This is a genomic window from Pedobacter sp. HMWF019 (assembly GCF_003061025.1).
Taxonomy (GTDB): domain Bacteria; phylum Bacteroidota; class Bacteroidia; order Sphingobacteriales; family Sphingobacteriaceae; genus Pedobacter.
Genome location: NZ_QAIL01000092.1, coordinates 1 through 18,717, shown reverse-complemented (window position 1 = coordinate 18,717; position 18,717 = coordinate 1). Strand labels below are relative to the sequence as shown.

General features: G+C 41.9%; 19 protein-coding genes. 9 read left to right on the top strand and 10 right to left on the bottom strand.

All coding sequences use genetic code 11. The annotated features are described in order from the left end of the window. A partial coding sequence (locus DBR11_RS06055; protein ID WP_108550713.1) for a DPP IV N-terminal domain-containing protein occupies positions 1-2,152 on the bottom strand: 2,152 nt, incomplete at its 3' end. 106 nt (positions 2,153-2,258) lie between these two features. Between DBR11_RS06055 and DBR11_RS06050 the strand changes: the two genes are divergently transcribed. After that, positions 2,259-3,149: a polysaccharide deacetylase family protein gene (locus tag DBR11_RS06050; protein WP_108550712.1), complete on the top strand. Its 891-nt coding sequence runs from the start codon at positions 2,259-2,261 to the stop codon at positions 3,147-3,149. 70 nt (positions 3,150-3,219) lie between these two features. Here DBR11_RS06050 and DBR11_RS06045 read toward each other — a convergent pair whose 3' ends face one another. The 3 genes from DBR11_RS06045 to DBR11_RS06035 all read right to left on the bottom strand — a co-directional run bounded on the left by DBR11_RS06045 (position 3,220) and on the right by DBR11_RS06035 (position 4,914). Next, positions 3,220-3,672: a 3-oxoacyl-ACP synthase gene (locus tag DBR11_RS06045; protein ID WP_108550711.1), complete on the bottom strand. Its 453-nt coding sequence runs from the start codon at positions 3,670-3,672 to the stop codon at positions 3,220-3,222. Between the two features lie 3 nt (positions 3,673-3,675). Then, on the bottom strand, positions 3,676-4,254 hold the full coding sequence (locus DBR11_RS06040; RefSeq protein ID WP_108550710.1) for a nitroreductase: 579 nt from the start codon (positions 4,252-4,254) through the stop codon (positions 3,676-3,678). 75 nt (positions 4,255-4,329) lie between these two features. After that, positions 4,330-4,914 (bottom strand): hypothetical protein, encoded by a 585-nt coding sequence (locus DBR11_RS06035; protein ID WP_108550709.1) that lies wholly within the window; start codon positions 4,912-4,914, stop codon positions 4,330-4,332. Positions 4,915-5,001: 87 nt separating this feature from the next. Here DBR11_RS06035 and DBR11_RS06030 point away from each other — a divergent pair, with 87 nt between their 5' ends. Continuing rightward, positions 5,002-6,624 carry an ABC-F family ATP-binding cassette domain-containing protein gene (locus DBR11_RS06030; protein WP_108550708.1) on the top strand — a complete coding sequence of 541 codons (1,623 nt, stop codon included), beginning with the start codon at positions 5,002-5,004 and terminating at the stop codon, positions 6,622-6,624. 69 nt (positions 6,625-6,693) lie between these two features. On the opposite strand, the gene DBR11_RS06025 is transcribed toward DBR11_RS06030, so the two are convergent. After that, entirely contained in the window at positions 6,694-7,896 is a 1,203-nt protein-coding gene (locus tag DBR11_RS06025; RefSeq protein WP_108550707.1) for a GTP-binding protein, read from the bottom strand. A gap of 98 nt (positions 7,897-7,994) precedes the next feature. Between DBR11_RS06025 and DBR11_RS06020 the strand changes: the two genes are divergently transcribed. The 6 genes from DBR11_RS06020 to DBR11_RS06000 all read left to right on the top strand — a co-directional run bounded on the left by DBR11_RS06020 (position 7,995) and on the right by DBR11_RS06000 (position 11,372). Continuing rightward, positions 7,995-8,384, top strand: coding sequence for a MerC domain-containing protein (locus DBR11_RS06020; protein WP_108550706.1), 390 nt, complete (start codon positions 7,995-7,997; stop codon positions 8,382-8,384). A 102-nt stretch (positions 8,385-8,486) separates the two neighbouring features. Further along, positions 8,487-8,618, top strand: a complete 132-nt coding sequence (locus DBR11_RS30515) for a hypothetical protein (protein ID WP_255564061.1) — start codon at positions 8,487-8,489, stop codon at positions 8,616-8,618. Beyond that, the gene (locus DBR11_RS06015; RefSeq protein ID WP_108550705.1) at positions 8,618-9,247 is read left to right on the top strand and encodes an ABC transporter ATP-binding protein; all 630 of its coding nucleotides are present in this window, start codon (positions 8,618-8,620) and stop codon (positions 9,245-9,247) included. Before DBR11_RS30515 ends, DBR11_RS06015 begins: the two co-directional genes overlap by 1 nt. Continuing rightward, the gene (locus DBR11_RS06010) at positions 9,244-10,491 is read left to right on the top strand and encodes an ABC transporter permease (RefSeq protein WP_108550704.1); all 1,248 of its coding nucleotides are present in this window, start codon (positions 9,244-9,246) and stop codon (positions 10,489-10,491) included. Before DBR11_RS06015 ends, DBR11_RS06010 begins: the two co-directional genes overlap by 4 nt. A 7-nt stretch (positions 10,492-10,498) precedes the next feature. Then, entirely contained in the window at positions 10,499-10,936 is a 438-nt protein-coding gene (locus DBR11_RS06005; RefSeq protein WP_108550703.1) for a hypothetical protein, read from the top strand. Next, positions 10,920-11,372, top strand: a complete 453-nt coding sequence (locus tag DBR11_RS06000) for a Fur family transcriptional regulator (protein ID WP_233260662.1) — start codon at positions 10,920-10,922, stop codon at positions 11,370-11,372. The genes DBR11_RS06005 and DBR11_RS06000 overlap by 17 nt, the downstream gene beginning before the upstream one ends. A 142-nt stretch (positions 11,373-11,514) precedes the next feature. On the opposite strand, the gene DBR11_RS05995 is transcribed toward DBR11_RS06000, so the two are convergent. Both DBR11_RS05995 and DBR11_RS05990 read right to left on the bottom strand, forming a co-directional pair. Next, positions 11,515-12,015, bottom strand: a complete 501-nt coding sequence (locus DBR11_RS05995; protein ID WP_108550702.1) for a peptidylprolyl isomerase — start codon at positions 12,013-12,015, stop codon at positions 11,515-11,517. 11 nt (positions 12,016-12,026) lie between these two features. Next, positions 12,027-14,039 (bottom strand): thioredoxin domain-containing protein, encoded by a 2,013-nt coding sequence (locus DBR11_RS05990; RefSeq protein ID WP_108550701.1) that lies wholly within the window; start codon positions 14,037-14,039, stop codon positions 12,027-12,029. Between the two features lie 49 nt (positions 14,040-14,088). On the opposite strand from DBR11_RS05990, the gene DBR11_RS05985 reads away from it, so the two are divergent. Then, positions 14,089-15,186 carry a mandelate racemase/muconate lactonizing enzyme family protein gene (locus DBR11_RS05985; RefSeq protein ID WP_108550700.1) on the top strand — a complete coding sequence of 366 codons (1,098 nt, stop codon included), beginning with the start codon at positions 14,089-14,091 and terminating at the stop codon, positions 15,184-15,186. On the opposite strand, the gene DBR11_RS05980 is transcribed toward DBR11_RS05985, so the two are convergent. From DBR11_RS05980 to DBR11_RS05970, 3 genes are all read right to left on the bottom strand, one after another. Further along, a complete protein-coding gene (locus DBR11_RS05980) occupies positions 15,183-15,869 on the bottom strand; it encodes a Sir2 family NAD-dependent protein deacetylase (protein ID WP_108550699.1) in 687 nt (228 codons plus the stop codon). The genes DBR11_RS05985 and DBR11_RS05980 overlap by 4 nt on opposite strands. 18 nt (positions 15,870-15,887) lie before the next feature. Then, positions 15,888-16,829, bottom strand: coding sequence for a glycoside hydrolase family 25 protein (locus tag DBR11_RS05975; RefSeq protein ID WP_233260661.1), 942 nt, complete (start codon positions 16,827-16,829; stop codon positions 15,888-15,890). 424 nt (positions 16,830-17,253) lie between these two features. Then, positions 17,254-18,624: a dipeptidase gene (locus DBR11_RS05970; protein ID WP_108550698.1), complete on the bottom strand. Its 1,371-nt coding sequence runs from the start codon at positions 18,622-18,624 to the stop codon at positions 17,254-17,256. Positions 18,625-18,717 lie beyond the last annotated feature (93 nt).

The following is an 18,717-nucleotide window of genomic DNA, read 5'->3' as shown; positions in this document are numbered from 1 at the left end:
GATGTTTCTCGCTCCACCATCTGTTATAAATACTATTGTCATGATTTCCGGCATTGGATACAGCCACCTTAAAGAAATCAGGATAAACCAGCATCGCAGCAGTAGACATGAAGCCTCCCCCAGAATGCCCCGTAATTCCTACACGATTGGCATCTATAAAAGGATAACGGTCAGCAAGCTGCTCAACAGCTGCTTTTTTATCCGCAAGCCCATAATCACGGAGGTTTCCATAACCAAAAGTATGGTACCATTTGGAACGTGCCGGATTACCTCCCCGGTTCCCTACTGTGATCACAATATAACCAAACTGAGCTAAACGGTCTGTCCGGTCCATACTCTTGCTAAATGACTTATTCACAGCCTCTGTCTGAGGGCCGGGATACACATACTCAATGATGGGATATTTCTTTGACGGATCAAAATTAAAGGGCTTATACATTACCCCATAGATATCCGTTATACCATCATCTGCCTTCACTTTGAAGGGTTCCGGAAATTTATAGCCGGTAGCCATCAACAAAGACAAATCCGTTGTTTCTAAATCCATTACCTTATTGCCCGCATTATCCATTAATGCAGATTTAGGTACCGTATTTACCCTCGAGAAATTGTTAACAAAATATTTCCCTTCATCATTCATGCTGATGGCGTGGTCAAAGTCTCCGTTATTGAGCAATTTCAGGCCCGAACCATCAAAGTTAACCCGGTACAAATGCAAATAATAGGGGTCTTCTTTTGCTTCCCGCCCATTTGCCGTAAAATACAATACCCTTTTCTTCTGATCAATATTCACAATAGCTTCACAATGAAAAGCACCTTTTGTGATTTGGTTTTTTAGTTTTCCCTGACCATCAAAAAGATAAAAATGTCCCCAGCCATCTCTTTCAGACCAGTGAATGATCTCCTGACCATCATTAACAAGACCTGGCCGATTCACCTCCACATAGGTATTGAAACGCTCATCAATTAAAGGAGACACCTTTCCACTGTTGATGTCAATCATGCAGATATCAACCCTTTTCAAGTCCCGGCTGGTACGGGAAAAATAAATTTTACTATTGTTTCCCAACCAAAGCGAAGGCCTGAATTCATTATCTCTGTCTTTATTCAGCGAAGGCGCCTGCCAAAGTGAAACCGACTGATCTTTAAAAGCAGTAATATCTAATTTTTTCGAGATTTTAGCAGGAAAATCAAACAAAAGAATTTCATCTATTGGTGCTTCCTTTTCACCCGGCATCTGGTATTTATAAGTTTCCAAAGTAGGCCTCCCTGCACTTACACTGTTGATCACCCACAGGTCTTTTACCTTTCTGGAGTCTTCTCTGTTGAGTACAAAATACCGTGAGTTTGGAGACCACAGCACATAAGCACTCCGTCTTTTCTTATTGTTCTTCTCATTTTCTTCATTATTCTCCCCATCTCCATTGCTGCCATAAGCATAAAACTTAACACCATCTTTAGTCAGCTGATGTTCTACGATAGTACTATCTTCCTCATTTTTAACCGCCTTCAGGTAATTGGCTTTATCCATCCAATACAAATTATAATTCCGGCTGAATACAATTGCAGAAGAATCGGGAGCTACAGAGCCCCAACTCGGTTTAGCCTTTGGTTTGGAGTAATTGGGAACCTCCGTCAGTTTAGCCGAAGCAATATCAAAATTGAAAGAAAAGATCTTCTTTTGCATAGAATCTGCATCTTTTTTATCCTTCCTGTCTTTCTTCAATTCATCAATCGTACTCTTCAGTTCAAATGTGATGCTTTTCTCATCTTTGGAGAACTTAATCTCCTCAATAGGCAAATGCTGCGCATCAAAAGGATCCCTCATGATATTGGTAATTTCTGCAGCCAGGTTGGCCAGATTAAATATTGGCTTCTTACTCCTGCTTGCAGGATCTACCAGATACCATTGCTTACCGCTTGGGGTCTCATAAACATACCAGAAACGATTGCTTAGTTTTAGCCAATGCGGATCAACCGTAGTAGAGTAAACGATTTTTTTCAATTTATTAGGTGAAAATCTGGAGGCGAGCTGATAGTTTGCCTTAGGTGGGTCAACTGTTTTCTCCGTTAAAGTGAATGTTTTGGTTTGTGCAGAAACGTATTGCAAAGCCGTTAATGCAAACAAAGCCGAAAAGTAGAGTTTCTTCATTTAGAATAATTTATAAAAGGCCTAAATTATTGAATTATTAAGAGCCTTCGGCGGCGAAATTGTAATAAATAAGATATCTTTATAGTTTTGTAGCAAATCTATATACATGAAGCAGTATTTCTTAACTATTGCAGCCGCTGCAGTTATTTTAACAGCGGGATGCCAGTCAAAATCACAAACAAATTCAGGTGCTCAAACCACAAAAGACAGTACTGAACAAACACAACCGGCTGCCTCCGCTCCGGTAGAGGGACAAAAAATCGATGTATCAAAGATAAAACCGGCCGATGCCAAAACCATTTTAGCACGCAAGCAGGTCCCTGTTCTGTGTTTTCATCAAATCAGAGACTGGAAGCCTACCGATGGAAAAGTTGGTAAAGATTATATTGTCCAGATACAAAATTTTAAAGACATGGTCAAAATGCTGGCCGACAGCGGATACCATTCCATTTTGCCAGATCAGTTGTATGCTTATCTGAATACCGGTGCAGCACTTCCAAGCAAACCCATCATGTTTACCTTTGATGATACCGATATGGACCAATTCACCATCGCAGCACCAACTTTGAAAAAATATGGCTTCAAAGCCGTTTATTTCATCATGACTGTTTCCATTGGCAGAAAAGGCAAATTTGTAGACTATATGACCAAGGAACAGATCAAACAACTTTCTGACGCAGGCAATATTATTGGAAGCCACACTTACGACCATAAAAATTTCAAAAAATACCAAGGTAAAGACTGGGAAGAGCAATTGGATAAACCAACAAAAAAACTGGAAGAGATCACTGGTAAAAAAATGACCGAATTTGCTTATCCTTTCGGTTTATGGAATGCTGCTGGTTTTCCTGAATTGAAAAAAAGAGGTTTCAGAATGGCATTTTCCCTGGCCGACAAACGCGACCAGAATGATCCGTTATACACAGTTAGAAGGATTATTGCCAGCGGTTACTGGAGTCCAAAAACCCTGCACAACAGCATAAAGAACAGTTTCTAAGACCTGATTCATTTAAAATACACATAAAAAAAGCGGAATAAATCCGCTTTTTTTATGGAAAACAAATTGTCTAAACAATAGCCTTGATCTGGTATTCCTTCTGATTAAAGCTGAATACCTCATTAACTCTTTTACCAGTCATCAGCTTTCCTACCGGTGATGCCGCGGATATGGCAAAATACACTTGCCCTTCCAGATTCAACTGCCCGGCACTGATGCTAATGTAAAAAACACCATCAGAAGTATATACCAGGCTACCATTTCTGATGCTCTCGCTAGCTGGTACATCCTTTATAGAATGAAGAAGCTGTAAATTTTGCTTCGCATCCATCAGTAGACTTTTGTTCCTGGTGATGTCCTGCTGCATCATTTCCCTGGTGGTTTCAAACTTATCCCCCGCACTGCTTTTGGTATCATCATTACTCGCCTCCTGGGCCTGAAGCAACGCAGTTTCTGCGGTATGAATCCTTTGCTCAATAAAATCAGCACAAAGCTGATATAGTTTATCTTTGATCTGATCCATATTCTATTCCTCTACCCACCTTACCTTATTTTCTATTGGTGTTCTTTTTGCAGTTCTTGGCTCTTCATTATGGTATCCCATATAAAAAAGGCCAAAGCACTTTTCATTTTCATTAAGCTGCAGAAAATCACCCAAGTCTGAAATCATTTCCGGAGAGCTCCAGTAGGCGCCCACTTTCAGTGCCTCAGCTGTCAACGCCATGTTCTGTACCGCACAAGCCAGTGCAGCTATTTCCTCCCAGGCCGGAAGCTTGTCGGGATTTAATTGGGCATTGATCGCAATGACACAACTCGACTGTCTCACTTTTTCAGTAATGCTATCGTATTTTTTCTGCAGAAAGGAAGCTGTGGGTGTGTTTTCCTTATATAGACGGGCCAGCTGCTCTCCTAATTTCCATTTTCCTTCGTTTCTAAATACAACAAATCTCCAGGGCTCCGTTAATTTATGGGTAGGTGCATAATTGGCACTCTCTAATATCTGCCGGATCACTTCAACCGATATCTCCTGGCTGGTGTAACTGATTGGAAAAATGCTTCTTCTTCTTTTAATGATGGTATTTAATATATCTATTTCTTTTTCCATGAATCTTATAATACGTGTAATACCCGACAAAAATACTACTTATCCGGGCTTAATTGTTTGCCTGCCGTCATTGTTTCAGATCTTCATTCTTCCAAGTTGTTTTTTTACCTGTTTGGCCCGGCCAAAAAAAGCGATGCTTTCCTTATCTTCAAGATGATAAATTGTTTGCAGCAGTTCGTCTTTAATCCAGGGATATCTTGGAGCCAGATTCGCAAGCGCCTGCATGCAGTGCACCTTAGTAGCGACCAATACCTGTTCATCGATCAACCAGGCAAACAAAACATCCACCAGTGGTTCCAAATCCGTTTGTTCCAATTGTTTTTCAGAAAGGCCAATAACCTTCTTACCAGTAAAAAAAGCTGCAATCTTTCCGTAATGGCGCATACAGGATGGATTATCTTGTCTTGCAAAACCATTAAGAAAATGATCCAGATGCGCGCCTATACAAGGATAGTTTACAAAACTGTATTCCAGCATCCAGGCGAACCGAAAAGCGACTTCCTTTTTTGAAAAGAAAGTAAGTTCTATCAGATCATTAATGGTAAAATGGTCCTCAGGGTCTTTAACCAGAAATCTTTCCTCTGCAATATCGGTAAGTATATCTACCATCCGACTCTCCATGGATGTACTCAATCTTTCTATCAGTTCATTTTTGGTCACAGCAATAAAATTTTAAGAGATCAAAACTACCGAATCAGAATCATTTTATAAATTTATAACTACCTTTGCGGCTTATTTTTCAGTATTATGATTTCAGTTTCTAATTTATCGCTGCGTTACGGAAAACGTACCTTATTTGAAGATGTTAACTTAAAGTTCACCCATGGCAATTGCTATGGTGTTATCGGAGCTAACGGAGCGGGTAAATCCACCTTTTTAAAAATCCTTTCAGGCGAAGTTAACCAAACCACCGGAAGTGTTGCTTTTACACCCGGAGAAAGAATGGCTGTTTTAAAACAGAACCATTATGAGTTTGATGAGTTCACGGTAATTGAAACGGTGATGATGGGGCACAAGGAATTGTACGACATCATGAAAGAAAAAGATGCCATTTATCTGAAAGAAGATTTCACGGATAAAGATGGTGAGCGTGCAGGTGAACTGGAAAACAGATTCGCTGAAATGGACGGATGGAACATGGAAAGCAATGCTGCCACCATGCTGAGCAATCTTGGAATTAAAGAAGATTTACATTATAAACAACTCAAGGAAATTGATGGTAACCAAAAAGTACGTGTTTTACTGGCACAGGCTTTATTTGGTAATCCGGACATCCTGCTGCTGGATGAGCCGACCAACGATTTGGACATCGATACAATTGCCTGGTTGGAGAACTTCCTTGCCGATTATCAAAATATTGTATTAGTCGTATCCCACGACAGACACTTTTTAGATGCTGTATGTACACATATAGTAGATATTGACTTCAGTAAAATGAGTATTTACTCTGGTAACTACTCCTTCTGGTATGAATCTAGCCAGCTGGCCTTAAAACAACGCAGTGACCAAAACAAGAAACTGGAGGAGAAAGTTAAAGAACTTCAAGAGTTTATCCAGCGTTTCAGCGCCAATGCTTCCAAATCCAAACAGGCAACCTCCCGTAAAAAAGCACTCGACAAGATTGATATTTCGGAGATTAAAGCTTCCAGCAGAAAATATCCAGCCATTTTATTTAACAATCTGGGCAGAGAAGCAGGAGACCAGATTTTGCAGGTAGAAAATTTATCACACAGTGCCAATGGAGAAGTGATGTTTAAGAACATCAATTTCATGGTCAATAAAGGTGATAAAATAGCCATTTTATCTCAAAACAGTTTGGCTACTACTGCTTTTTACAACGTATTAACAGGTCGCGAGAAAAATTACACTGGGGAGTTCAAATTTGGTGTAACGATCAATACTGCTGACATCCCTAACGATAACTCCGTTTATTTTGAAGGTAAAGATGAGAATCTGGTAGACTGGTTGCGCGAATACTCTGGTACTGATCAGGATGAGCAGTTTGTACGGAGCTTCCTGGGCCGGATGTTGTTTTCTGGCGAAGAGGTATTGAAAAATGTGAAAGTGCTTTCAGGTGGTGAAAAAATGCGTTGTATGTTCTCTCAAATGATGCTTAGACATGCGAATTTGCTCATGTTTGATGAACCAACCAATCACCTTGACTTAGAATCTATTACTGCCTTAAATAATGGTTTAAAAGATTTTAAAGGCACAGCGCTGTTTACTTCACGAGATCATGCGCTTACAGAATCAGTAGCAACAAGGATTATTGAGATTACGCCAAATGGCACGATTGATAAAATGATGACATATGACGAATACATTACGAGCGATGATGTAGCGGCATTAAGAGCAGAACTCTATAAATAGCAAAACATCAGACCTCTTTCGAGGTCCGCTGTTTCGTTTGCAGCTATAGGCACATAGCTACAAAAAACATTAAAGTACTTTCAAGAAAGGGTTAAGGAAACTTAACCCTTTTTCAAATCCCAGGATTTCCGGTTCCGTCAGCAAACAATTATCCAGATCTTTGTTCAGTTGTCCTTTATCCAGGTCCTGCCCTATAAAGACCAATTCGTTCAAACGATCACCGAATCTTTTGTCCCAGCGAGCTTCAATATCCTTTTTATTCTCTGCAAAATCCACACAATTGATCCGTTCACCAAATGGAATAGCTGCCCACCAGCTACCCGCGTTCTCCATCCTTAACGAGCCCCCAGCCTGGGAAAAATTCAAAGCATAATCAGGCATAGCTGCCAGCCAGAACAGGCCTTTAGTTCGGATGATATTGGGAGGAAAGTCCCTGTTCAGATAATTCCAGAGGCGTTCTGGATGAAAAGGTCTGGCAGACCGGAATACCATACTGCTGATTCCATATTCTTCGGTTTCCGGCTCATGCGCAGACTGAAGTTCTTTAATCCAGCCCGCACCCATAGAGGCCGTATTAAATTCGAACAAACCTGTATTTAAGATCTCTTTAAGCTCCACTTTACTAAAAGATGCCTCAATTTGAGTAGCCTCAGGATTCAGTTTCCCAACTACTGCACGGATCAGTCTCAAATCTGCTTCATCTACCAGATCAGTCTTATTGAGGATGATCACATTTGCAAATTCGATCTGATCTGTCAGCAAATTAACTATAGTTCGCTGATCTGAAGCTTCTTCTACCCAATCTCTGTCCTTTAGCAGTTCACTTGTGCCAAAATCATTCTTAAAATTGAAACAGTCAACCACAGTCACCATAGTATCCAGCCGACTAAATTGACTCAGGTCTATCCCCATTTGCTCATCGACATAACTAAAAGTCTGGGCTACAGGTATAGGCTCCGAAATGCCCGTACTTTCTATGATAAGGTAATCAAACCGATCTTCCATCGCCAGCTTTTCCACTTCTGCAATCAAGTCTTCCCGAAGCGTACAACAAATACAGCCATTACTCATTTCTATTAATTTTTCTTCTGTTCGGGACAGGGTATGCCCGTTTTCAACCGTACGTGCATCAATGTTAATCTCACTCATGTCGTTCACAATAAGCGCCACCCTCAGATCTTCTTTATTGTGAAGAATGTGATTTAACAAAGTTGTTTTACCGCTCCCCAGGAACCCACTGAGCACAGTAACAGGCAATCTTTTCTTTTCCATTCAATATATTTTTTCAACAACTCTTTAAATGCAATTAAGTTGCAAATATATGACATCATAATTTACAAATGCAACTATATTGCTTTTATATTTGTCATATGAAATCTATTATAAAATCTGCCAGACTCGATCAACTGGGCATCACTGCGTCTGTAGCCTGTGCCATACATTGCGCCATACTTCCTATTTTAATTACAAGCCTCCCATTACTGGGGTTGGAATTTCTAGCGAATATCTGGGTAGAAATCTCTATGATCTGCTTATCCCTTTTCATCGGAACCTATTCCCTAATCACCTCCTATCCAAAACACAAGCGCATCATACCCATAGCGATGCTGCTTACGGGCTTCCTCTTTATAGGGTTTGGTCACTTACTTTTTGAAACAATTGAAGTCATTCTTGTGCCATTAGGCGGTCTGATCATCGCCACTTCACATTGGATGAACTGGAAATACAGCAAAATATGCAGTCATAAACATTCCGGTTAAACACACCGGCCTGTACCATGTAGCACATCCTTTACATTAAAAGTGAATTAATACCAATGCAATAAAATTGCATTTACTATGTTTGTATTATAAAGATAAATCATGAACAAGAAAGTTGCCGGTTTCGTTTTCCTTCTCTTCATCAGCATGCTAAATCCAGGCTGCAAACATGAAAAGATGGACAGCAAGCAGATCTATTTAAAATATTTGAAAAGCAGAATAAAAACCTCCTAATGATCAATTTAAAATCAGTATCCCATAGCTACAATTCCAGTTATACGATCCGGTTTAAAGACTGGACCATTGCTGATGGCAGCCAGTGGCTGTTACTCGGTGAATCCGGAAGTGGAAAAACCACCCTGCTTCATATTCTGACAGGAATTTTAAAACCCAGTGCGGGTGATCTGACCATGGACGAGGTATCCCTGTATAAGCTCTCCCCAAAGGCATTGGATCAATACAGGGGCAGGCATATCGGCATTGTATTTCAACGACCCCATCTGATTAAAAGTTTAACCATCACAGAAAACCTGCTTCTGGCACAAAGTCTGGCAAAGTTACCCGAAGATCATAAAAGAATAGAGGAAGTACTGGAATCACTCGATATGATTGCTAAGAAAAAATCCTATCCCAACCAATTGAGCCAGGGACAACTGCAGCGGGTCTCTATAGCCAGAGCCGTGATCAATAAGCCATCCCTTTTAATTGCCGATGAACCTACTTCCAGTCTTGACGACAAAAACGCCCTATCTGTACTTGAACTTTTGATGCAGCAGTCCGCCCTTAACCAGAGTACCCTGGTGGTGGCCACCCACGATAAAAGAGTTAAAGATGCTTTTACCCATACTTACGAATTAAAATGAGCCCATTAAAGATCAGCTGGAAAAGTATATGTTCCAAGCCCCTGTCCTCTTCCCTAAACCTCATTCTCGTTGCTTTCGGAACCAGCATATTAACCATACTTCTGCTGGCCTCTACCCAAATCAACGATAAATTAAGCCGGAATTCTAAAGATATTGACCTGGTAGTAGGTGCAAAGGGAAGCCCTCTGCAGCTCATCCTGAGTAGCATCTACTATATCGATTTTCCAACAGGCAATATCCCCTTAAAAGAAGCAAACGAACTTGCGCAAAATCCATGGGTAAAACGTGCCGTACCACTTGCCCTTGGCGACAATTACAATGGAACCCGCATTGTGGGCACAGATTCCGGTTTTGTAAACCTTTACAATCTTAAAATAAAAGCAGGCAAACTCTGGCAGCAGGATTTCGAAACCAATATAGGATCAACCGTAGCCGAAAGCCAGCATTTAAAAGTTGGCGATGAATTTTATGGAGCCCATGGACTCACAGGCAGTACAGATATCCATAAAGCACATGCCTATAAAGTTACCGGAATCCTCGAACCGCAGGGAAATGTGACCGATAACCTGATACTGACCAATATTTCCAGTGTATGGAAAATGCACGATCCCGCAGACGAAAAAGAACATGATCACCATAAGAAGGATGATGATCACCGCTCTGAAAACCCGGGTAAAAAAGCAGACGCTCCAGAAATTCAGAACAAAGAAATCACCTCTTTACTCATCCAATACCGTTCCCCAATGTCAGTAGTGATGTTTCCGCGGATGGTCAACCAGTCTACCAATATGCAGGCAGCTTCGCCAGCTATGGAAAGCACCCGTCTGTTTTCCCTGATTGGCGTAGGTGTAGATACTTTACAATGGTTCGCTTTGCTCATTATGGCCATTGCAGTGATCAGCGTTTTTGTGAACCTGTACAATTCCCTGAAAGAACGGAGTTACGATCTGGCCATTATGCGCACACTTGGTGCCTCACGCAGCAAACTGTTCCTCATTGTAATTGCAGAAGGTATTATGCTGACCTTTGCAGGTACCCTGATCGGCATCTTTTTAGGCCATGCCGGTTTACAGATCATTGGTCATTTTCAGGAAAGCAGTCAGGCCAGACTTAATGGACTGATCTTCCTGAACAGCGAAATATATTTGTTGGCCGCCGGTCTTGCTATTGGTATATTTGCAGCTATCATCCCAGCGATACAGGCCTATAAATCCAATATCTCTGAAATTCTATCCAAAAGTTAAACGAAATATGAAACAATTCCTCCCCCTGTTATTTGTACTCACCGGTTTTGCAGCCAAAGCACAACACGATCCCAACGACCAGATCATCTCTGCGAACTGGGAGGTAATTGGCAGTGTGAACTTTAAAATTGTAAAAAACAAAGAAATGTTCCCGGTATTTACGTCCGAAATAAAAAAGCATGCAGATAAGCCATTCGAACTCGAAGGCTATATTGTTCCGATAAAAGACGGCATGAAGCAAACCAAATTCATGCTGTCAACGTTACCTATTAATCAGTGCTATTTCTGCGGAAAAAATGGTGTGCCTGTAATGGTCCTGGTAGAGCTTGCCGAACCGGTCAAGTTTACCTATCAAACCATTACCATAAAGGGCATTCTTAAACTCAGCAATGCAAACGCCATGGATACCCCACCAATATCACTGATCAATGGAAAATCAATCTAATCTTATGCATATAGACCCGGTAAATATCTTAAAGGACCACGATTTAAAGCACACCAAACAAAGGGTCCGTGTATTGGAAGAAATCGCACTGGACACGGTTGCCATTTCGCAGCCTGAACTCGAAAAGAAACTTGGAAAAGAAATAGACAGGGTAACCCTCTACCGTATTCTAAATACCTATGAAGATAAGGGTATCCTTCACCGGATCATGGACATGAACGGAACAGCCAACTATGCCATCTGTTCCTCGTCCTGCACAGAACATCACCACCATGACGAACACGTGCACTTCAACTGCAGCAACTGCCAGAAAATATACTGCCTTGACGTTAAGATACCCAGTATCAAAATGCCTCCGGGCTTTACGGCCAGCAGCATCAATACTACTGCCTACGGAATCTGCGAAAAATGCAGTGCCGGAATGAAGGCCGATTAATTCATATACTAAAACCCACAGGCTAAGCACCCAAAAAAGAGCAAGCCACTTTATCGACATCCGGATCATCCTTCATGATCCGCAAAGATAAAGCGGCTTGCTCTTTTATAATTTTTAACCTCTTTCAGTAAGAGAATAAGAACTAGTGGCCTGAATGACCATCAGCACCATGCGCATGGCCATGTGCCAATTCTTCCTCAGTAGCCTCACGAACAGCAAGGATCTTACCAGCAAAAATTAGGTTTTTTCCAGCCATAGGATGGTTTAAATCTACAGAAACAGTAGTTTCATGTACGCCAGTAACACCAGCTCTGAAGTGATTACCTTGATTATCCTGTAAAGGAATAACATCGCCAACATTAGGAAGATCTACATCTTTAAACATTTCTTTTGGAAGATCAGCATAAGCTCCCGGATCGATCTCTCCGTAACCATCAGCCGCAGAAAGTTCAAAACCATACTCATCACCAGCATTTTTTCCAAGCAAATGCTCTTCAAATTTTGGTAACATCATACCCACACCAAATAAAAAAACCAAAGCGTTTTGCTCATCAGCTTTTTCTACAAAAACTTGTTGTCCTTCTTCGTTAGTCGTATGCAATTCATACGTTAAGGAAACTACTGTATTAGGTTTAATACTCATTAGATTCTTGTTTAATTTATTAATTTTATTGCTTCCTCAACTGAAAGTACTGGCAGCTGACATGCTTTATTTCGGCAAATATAGATTTTTGTTTCAATGCTTTGCTTATCTTTTAACAAAGGAAGTGCAGAATTTGTTCCCGCGATTGTAATTTTATTCGGAATATAGATGCCATTCAGCTCTTCCAAGGCACTTTTAACCTCATTTCCAGCTACTGCAATTTCATTGATGCCAAATACTTCGTTCAGCAATTGTATCGCCCAATTGGAATACGCCGACCCATAAGTCTTAATTTGTGGCTGTATCGCAGCAAGCATCGCCCCAGCCTTATCCACATAAACAGACTCGTCAAAAAACAAGCCCAGGGCCTGTAAATTTTGTGCCATTACGGAGTTCGAAGCTGGAATGACATTGTCCATCAATTCATGTTTACGCGCAATCAGACTCTCCCCGGTCACACTCGTATAAAATAACATCGGACCATCCGGATCAGAAAAATCTTCCAGAACAATTTCCGTTAAACGTTTGGCTTCATTTAACCATTTCTCCTGAAAATCTACCGCATATAAGGATAATAAAGCTTCGATAAAAAACGCATAATCATCCAGAAAGCCTGGTATGCTCGCTTTTCCGCCTTTATAATTGCGGTACAAACCACCCGTCGGGCTTATTAAATGATCCAAAATGAAAGTAGCCGCTTTTACTGCCATATCATAGTAGCTCTGTTCTCCAAATACATTGGCACTTTCTGCCAGGCCTTTAATCATCATCGCATTCCAGGCTGTTATACATTTATCATCCAGGCCCGGTCTAACCCGGCCGCTTCTCTGCTCCAGCAGGCTTTCTTTCAGTAGCCTCACTTTATGCTGCAATTCATGAACTGCAAGCCCCCTTGCTTCCGCAAACTCTTCATCCGTATACCTGCGCAACAGAATATTGGTTTGCTCCTCTTCCCAGTTTCCTTCTTCCGTCACATTAAAATACTCAGCCAGCAAAAGATGATCCCCACCAGCAAGCACCTCAAATTCTTCAGAAGACCAAACATAGAATTTACCTTCCACCCCTTCACTATCCGCATCCAAAGCCGCATAAAAAAGTCCTTCCGGAGAGGTCATTTCTCTTTTTACCCATTCGATAGATTCCTGTGCAACCTGTTTAAATAAGGGCATACCGGCATATAAATAGGCCTCCGCATATAAACTGATCAGCTGGCCATTATCATAAAGCATTTTTTCGAAATGCGGCACATGCCAGTCCTCATCTACAGAATAGCGGGCAAAACCACCACCTATCTGATCATAAATCCCGCCTAAAGCCATCTTTTCTAAAGTAAGCAAGGCCGATACATGGGTTGCGTCATCCTTCATTAAATGACTGTAACGAAGCATAAACTGCCAGTTATTAGGCAGAGGAAATTTAGGTGCCCGGTTATACCCACCCTCACTCATATCAAAATAACGTTTCCAGGGCTCAATAATCTCTTTTAAATCTTCCTTCGTATACTCCGCAGTCTTTACATTCGGAACAATTTTTTCTGCATTCCTGATGCCATCGGTTAAGCGGTCTGCATACTGCCTGGCCTTATCTGGTTCATTTTTCCAGAGACCTGCCACATGAGACAGGATATTGATCCAGTCGTCTTTCTTAAAATAGGTTCCACCATAAATGGGCCGCTGATCAGGCAAACAAATGCAATTTAAAGGCCAGCCCCCGCTTCCTGTCATCAACTGTATGGCCAGCATATAGATCTGATCAATATCCGGTCGTTCCTCCCGGTCTACTTTAATACATATAAAATGTCGGTTCATCACTTCGGCGACCTCATGGTTCTCAAAACTTTCACGTTCCATAACATGGCACCAGTGACAGGCCGAATAACCTATACTCACCAGGATCAGCTTTTGTTCATCTCTAGCTTTCTGTAAAGCCTCTTCTCCCCATTCAAACCAGTTAACCGGATTATAGGCATGCTGTAATAAATATGGAGAAGAAGCTTTAATTAAATGATTGGGTTCAGAATTCATACTATAAAGGTAAAAAGATAAGTTGTACTTTTACGGTAAAGCAAGCCATATGAAGATCACCCACACCGAAATCTACCGCTTCAGTATTCCGATGGAACCTTTTGTTATTGCAACGGGAACGATGCATTTTGCACAAAATGTACTGATCAGGGTTCATACAGATGAGGGCCTTTACGGTGTAGGCGAATGCTCTGCCTTTCCCATGATTGTTGGTGAAACACAGGAAACATGTATCGCAATGGCCAAAGACTTTGCGCAGATCTTACAGGATAAAGATCCGCTCGACATCCCTGAACGGATGAATGACCTACTGGGCTATGCCGCTCATAACAGCACCATTAAGAGTGCCTTTGACATGGCATTATTTGACATCTCGGCAAAAAACGCCAGACTGCCACTCTACAAATTTCTTGGAGGACACAAACGTCCCATAGAAACCGATATGACCATAGGTATAGGCAGCCCGGAGGAAATGGTACAATCAGCCTTAAAATACCAGCAGCAAGGCTGTACCATCTTAAAGATCAAACTAGGCAAAAAAGTCCATGACGACATCCTGAGGGTAGCCAGGATCCGGGAAGCCGTGGGCAAAAGTATGATACTGAGGCTTGACGCCAACCAAGGCTGGAGTTTTGACGATGCCCTGCTTGCTCTGGGTGAAATGGCCCAATACAACATAGAATTTTGCGAACAGCCTATGCGCACCTGGTTTGACGATAAACTTCCGGAATTGAAACTCAATTCGCCAATCAAACTCATGGCAGACGAAAGCTGTTACAACCACCACGATGCCCGTAAACTGATCAACAGCCAATCCTGCGACTATCTGAACATCAAATTTTCGAAATCAGGGGGTATCCTTGAGGCCCAGAAGATCCATGAAACCGCCTTACAAAAAGGCATGAAATGCATGATCGGAAGCATGCTGGAAAGCCGGATCGCCTTAAGCGCGAACCTTCACTTCGCACTGGCGAGTCCAAATGTGGTCTTCTTCGATCTGGACACCTGCCTTTTAGGCCACCTGGTGGATCCCGTACAAGGCGGCTTAACCTATGATGGCTATCACCTCGATGTACCAGACACCATTGGGATAGGCGCAGACGCGGACCCGGAATTTCTAAAGACCTGCGAAAGCTGGGTAATCTAGGCCCCTAAAAGTCCTAAAACTTCCTTTATCCCTTCAGTAGCCGATTTCTCTACCTTAATCACGTTTTTATAACGACCAAGCTCCGGAATTTTAGGGTCTATAATATATTTAGGCACTGCAGCGGGGACAAAATCGACCAATCCAGCCGCCGGATAAACCGCAAGAGAAGTTCCAACCAGAATAAAAACATCAGCACCGGCGCACAGTTGCGCCGCATGATGAATCATTGGTACGGATTCTCCAAACCAAACCACGTGAGGTCTCAATTGTGTACCCAGTTCACAAAAACTGCCCATTTTTATTTCCCAGCCCTCTATAGGATAGGTCAAACCCGGATCCAGGTCCGATTGCGAACGGGTAATCACCCCATGTAAATGTGTCACATCAGAAGAACCCGCACGCTCATGCAGATCATCAATATTTTGCGTAATAATATGAACCTCAAAAGTCTCCTCCAGAGCAACCAATCCCAAATGAGCAGCATTTGGAACAGCCTCCAGTACTTGTTTCCGGCGTTCATTATAAAATTGCTGTACCAATGACGGGTTCCTGTCCCAGGCTTCAGGCGTAGCTACATCGTATACATTATAGCCTTCCCAAAGGCCATCACTATCTCTAAAGGTTTTCAAACCACTCTCCGCACTAATTCCTGCTCCCGTTAAAACCACTAATTTTTTCCTCATAAAAACCTGATAATAGACTTAAAACTTAATCTTTAACCCCTCAAAAGCCGCACTATCACCCTGAAACACATTGAAATCTACCACATGATTGATTCCATTGATTCTAGCCCGGTCTGAATGCTGCCAGAAAACCCATTTCGTAGATTTGTCCACATTCAGCCTCGGCTGATGATAATGTGCGATCCACAATGGATACTCCTCAAAATGCCCTTGCAGAAAGTTCCTGTAAAAATCAAGCCCGGAATAGATAATAGGCCTTACCCTGGTCCTTTTCTCCACATATTTAATAAAGGCCTTTAATTCCTTTCGCATCCGCTCCGGAGAAACCCCATTCAATTGCTCTACATCTACCACCGGAGGCAAATCCCCTTTTTCAAACTGCACCGTCTGCAAAAAGAACATGGCCTGCCACTCCCCCGATTTCTGCGGCCTGAAAAAGTGATAGGCGCTACAAGCAATCCCAGTCTTCGCAGCCTCTCTCCAATTTCTAGAAAAATAAGGATCCACACTCAAAATCCCCTCGGTTGCCTTTATGATCGCAAAGCGCACCCGAACACTATCCTCCTCCATCGCCTGCACCTTCTGCCAGTCTATCTTACCCTGGTAGTAGGATACATCAATCCCATGAATCTTATACTTTTTCGGTATCTTAATATTAAAACTGGTATAGGTTCTATAATTCGGATCCTGCCCAATATCCTTTACCCAGCGAATCCCCGAACTAAACATCTTCAGTACATAGGCATAATACAAAGGCGATAACAGCACCAGCAACACCAAAGCAATCAAAAATTTCCAGTGCAAAGCCATACCCGGTCCTTTCTTTTTCTTCTTCACCGGCTTCCTTCTAGGTGCAGCAGCACGCACAGGCTTACCCGCAGCAGACGCTACTGTAGAAGCTTTAGTGGTTCTTGGCTTACGCGGACGCGGAATAACAGGTTTCTTATTGATCTCAGACACGGCGTAAAAATAAGCAAACCCTAAGCTTTAACACCTAAAAACTGGCATAAAATTAAGACGTATAATAGAAAAAATTCAGTATTCTTTCTCTCTTCGGATCAAGAAGGGTGATCCGAAGGTCGATCAAGACCACCGACTTTTTTTTTTTGCAGATTGCCTAAACAATGCGCTTTAAATTACTACTTTAATTTCCTGCATAAAATCAGGCATTCTCCCTATATAACTTACGCTCTGCACGGAATTCTGCACCCTGCCCGGATCTCCCCTCATTTAGTTAAAGCAACCCGATTAATCTGCACCCTGCAAAAAAAAACAGCAATGGCTTTTATCGACCTTCGGATCATCCTTCTTGATCCGCGAAGATAAAAGCCATTGCTGTTTTTTTCTCAATTAAGCGCTCTGCTTAACTTAAGCCCTTAACACCTTATTTGTTTAATTCCGCAAAGTACTTATGGAACAAAGGCAAAGTCTCAATACCCTTATAATAATTAAAGATATCATACTTTTCATTCGGCGAATGCAACGCATCACTATCCAAACCAAAGCCAAACAAGACCGATTTAATCCCCAGTACACGCTCAAACAAAGCAACGATAGGAATACTGCCCCCACCCCTTGTCGGGATCGGTTTCTTGCCAAAAGAATCCAAAATAGCCTGCTCAGCCGCACGATAAGCCACACTATCCGTTGGCGTTACCACAGGTTCACCGCCATGATGCGCAGTCACTTTCACCTTCACATAATCAGGAGCAATACTTTCAAAATGTTTCGCAAAAATCTCAGAGATCTCTTCAGAGCTCTGGTTCGGCACCAAACGCATAGAAATCTTCGCATTTGCCTTAGAAGGCAATACCGTTTTAGCACCCTCACCAATATAGCCGCTCCAAATACCATTTACCTCTAAAGTAGGTCTGGTTCCAGTGCGCTCCAATGTAGAATACCCTTTTTCACCCCATTCAGCCTTAATATTCAGATCTTCCTTATACTCCTCCAAATCAAAAGGAGCAGCATTCAATGCCTTTTTCTCCTCATCAGAAAGCTCCACTACCTTATCATAAAAAGCAGGAATCGTAATGTGGTTATTTTCGTCATGCAAAGAAGCAATCAATTTACATAAGATCGTTGCCGGATTCGCCACAGCACCGCCATACACACCCGAATGCAAATCCCGGTTAGGTCCAACCACTTCCACTTCCATATAAGCCAGGCCACGAAGACCAGTTTCAATAGAAGGATGCTCCATACTGATCATAGACGTATCAGAGATCAACACCACATCAGCTTTCAAACGCTCTTTATTCTCCTTCACAAAAGTTCCCAGGTTTGCAGAACCGACTTCCTCTTCTCCTTCAATCATGAATTTCACGTTACAAGCCAGAGTACCCGTCTTCATCATCAGTTCAAACGCCTTTACATGCATATAAAACTGCCCTTTATCGTCACAGGCTCCACGAGCATAGATCTTACCATCACGAACAGTAGGTTCAAAAGGAGGTGTTTCCCACAATTCCAGAGGATCTGCAGGCTGTACATCATAATGTCCATAGATTAAAACCGTTGGTAACTTTTCATCTACGATTTTCTCTCCGTAAACGATAGGATAACCCGCAGTTTGACAAACCTCTACCTGATCTGCGCCAGCCTCTTTCAGTTTTTGGGCTACAAAATCCGCGGTTTTTAACACATCCCCTTTATATTGAGGATCAGCACTTACAGATGGAAAACGCAACAACTCAAACAATTCATCTAAAAAGCGTTGTTTGTTTTCTTCTACATATTTTTTGATCTCTTGCATAACAAATGATTTTGGGCAAAGATATAGTTTTTGAACCTTTTCATATTAATTTGAAACTTTTCATATTAAGTACTTATAATTGTATCTTTGAGG

Excerpts from the sequence above, each read along its gene's own strand:
- DBR11_RS06005 (WP_108550703.1), top strand. The coding sequence starts at position 10,499 with ATGAAACAATTCCTCCCCCTGTTATTTGTACTCACCGGTTTTGCAGCC.
- DBR11_RS06000 (WP_233260662.1), top strand. The coding sequence starts at position 10,920 with ATGGAAAATCAATCTAATCTTATGCATATAGACCCGGTAAATATCTTA.
- DBR11_RS05995 (WP_108550702.1), bottom strand. The coding sequence starts at position 12,015 with ATGAGTATTAAACCTAATACAGTAGTTTCCTTAACGTATGAATTGCAT.
- DBR11_RS06015 (WP_108550705.1), top strand. The coding sequence starts at position 8,618 with ATGATCAATTTAAAATCAGTATCCCATAGCTACAATTCCAGTTATACG.
- DBR11_RS30515 (WP_255564061.1), top strand. The coding sequence starts at position 8,487 with ATGAACAAGAAAGTTGCCGGTTTCGTTTTCCTTCTCTTCATCAGCATG.
- DBR11_RS06025 (WP_108550707.1), bottom strand. The coding sequence starts at position 7,896 with ATGGAAAAGAAAAGATTGCCTGTTACTGTGCTCAGTGGGTTCCTGGGG.
- DBR11_RS05970 (WP_108550698.1), bottom strand. The coding sequence starts at position 18,624 with ATGCAAGAGATCAAAAAATATGTAGAAGAAAACAAACAACGCTTTTTA.
- DBR11_RS05980 (WP_108550699.1), bottom strand. The coding sequence starts at position 15,869 with ATGAGGAAAAAATTAGTGGTTTTAACGGGAGCAGGAATTAGTGCGGAG.
- DBR11_RS06045 (WP_108550711.1), bottom strand. The coding sequence starts at position 3,672 with ATGGATCAGATCAAAGATAAACTATATCAGCTTTGTGCTGATTTTATT.
- DBR11_RS06020 (WP_108550706.1), top strand. The coding sequence starts at position 7,995 with ATGAAATCTATTATAAAATCTGCCAGACTCGATCAACTGGGCATCACT.
- DBR11_RS06010 (WP_108550704.1), top strand. The coding sequence starts at position 9,244 with ATGAGCCCATTAAAGATCAGCTGGAAAAGTATATGTTCCAAGCCCCTG.
- DBR11_RS06050 (WP_108550712.1), top strand. The coding sequence starts at position 2,259 with ATGAAGCAGTATTTCTTAACTATTGCAGCCGCTGCAGTTATTTTAACA.
- DBR11_RS05990 (WP_108550701.1), bottom strand. The coding sequence starts at position 14,039 with ATGAATTCTGAACCCAATCATTTAATTAAAGCTTCTTCTCCATATTTA.
- DBR11_RS06030 (WP_108550708.1), top strand. The coding sequence starts at position 5,002 with ATGATTTCAGTTTCTAATTTATCGCTGCGTTACGGAAAACGTACCTTA.
- DBR11_RS06040 (WP_108550710.1), bottom strand. The coding sequence starts at position 4,254 with ATGGAAAAAGAAATAGATATATTAAATACCATCATTAAAAGAAGAAGA.
- DBR11_RS05985 (WP_108550700.1), top strand. The coding sequence starts at position 14,089 with ATGAAGATCACCCACACCGAAATCTACCGCTTCAGTATTCCGATGGAA.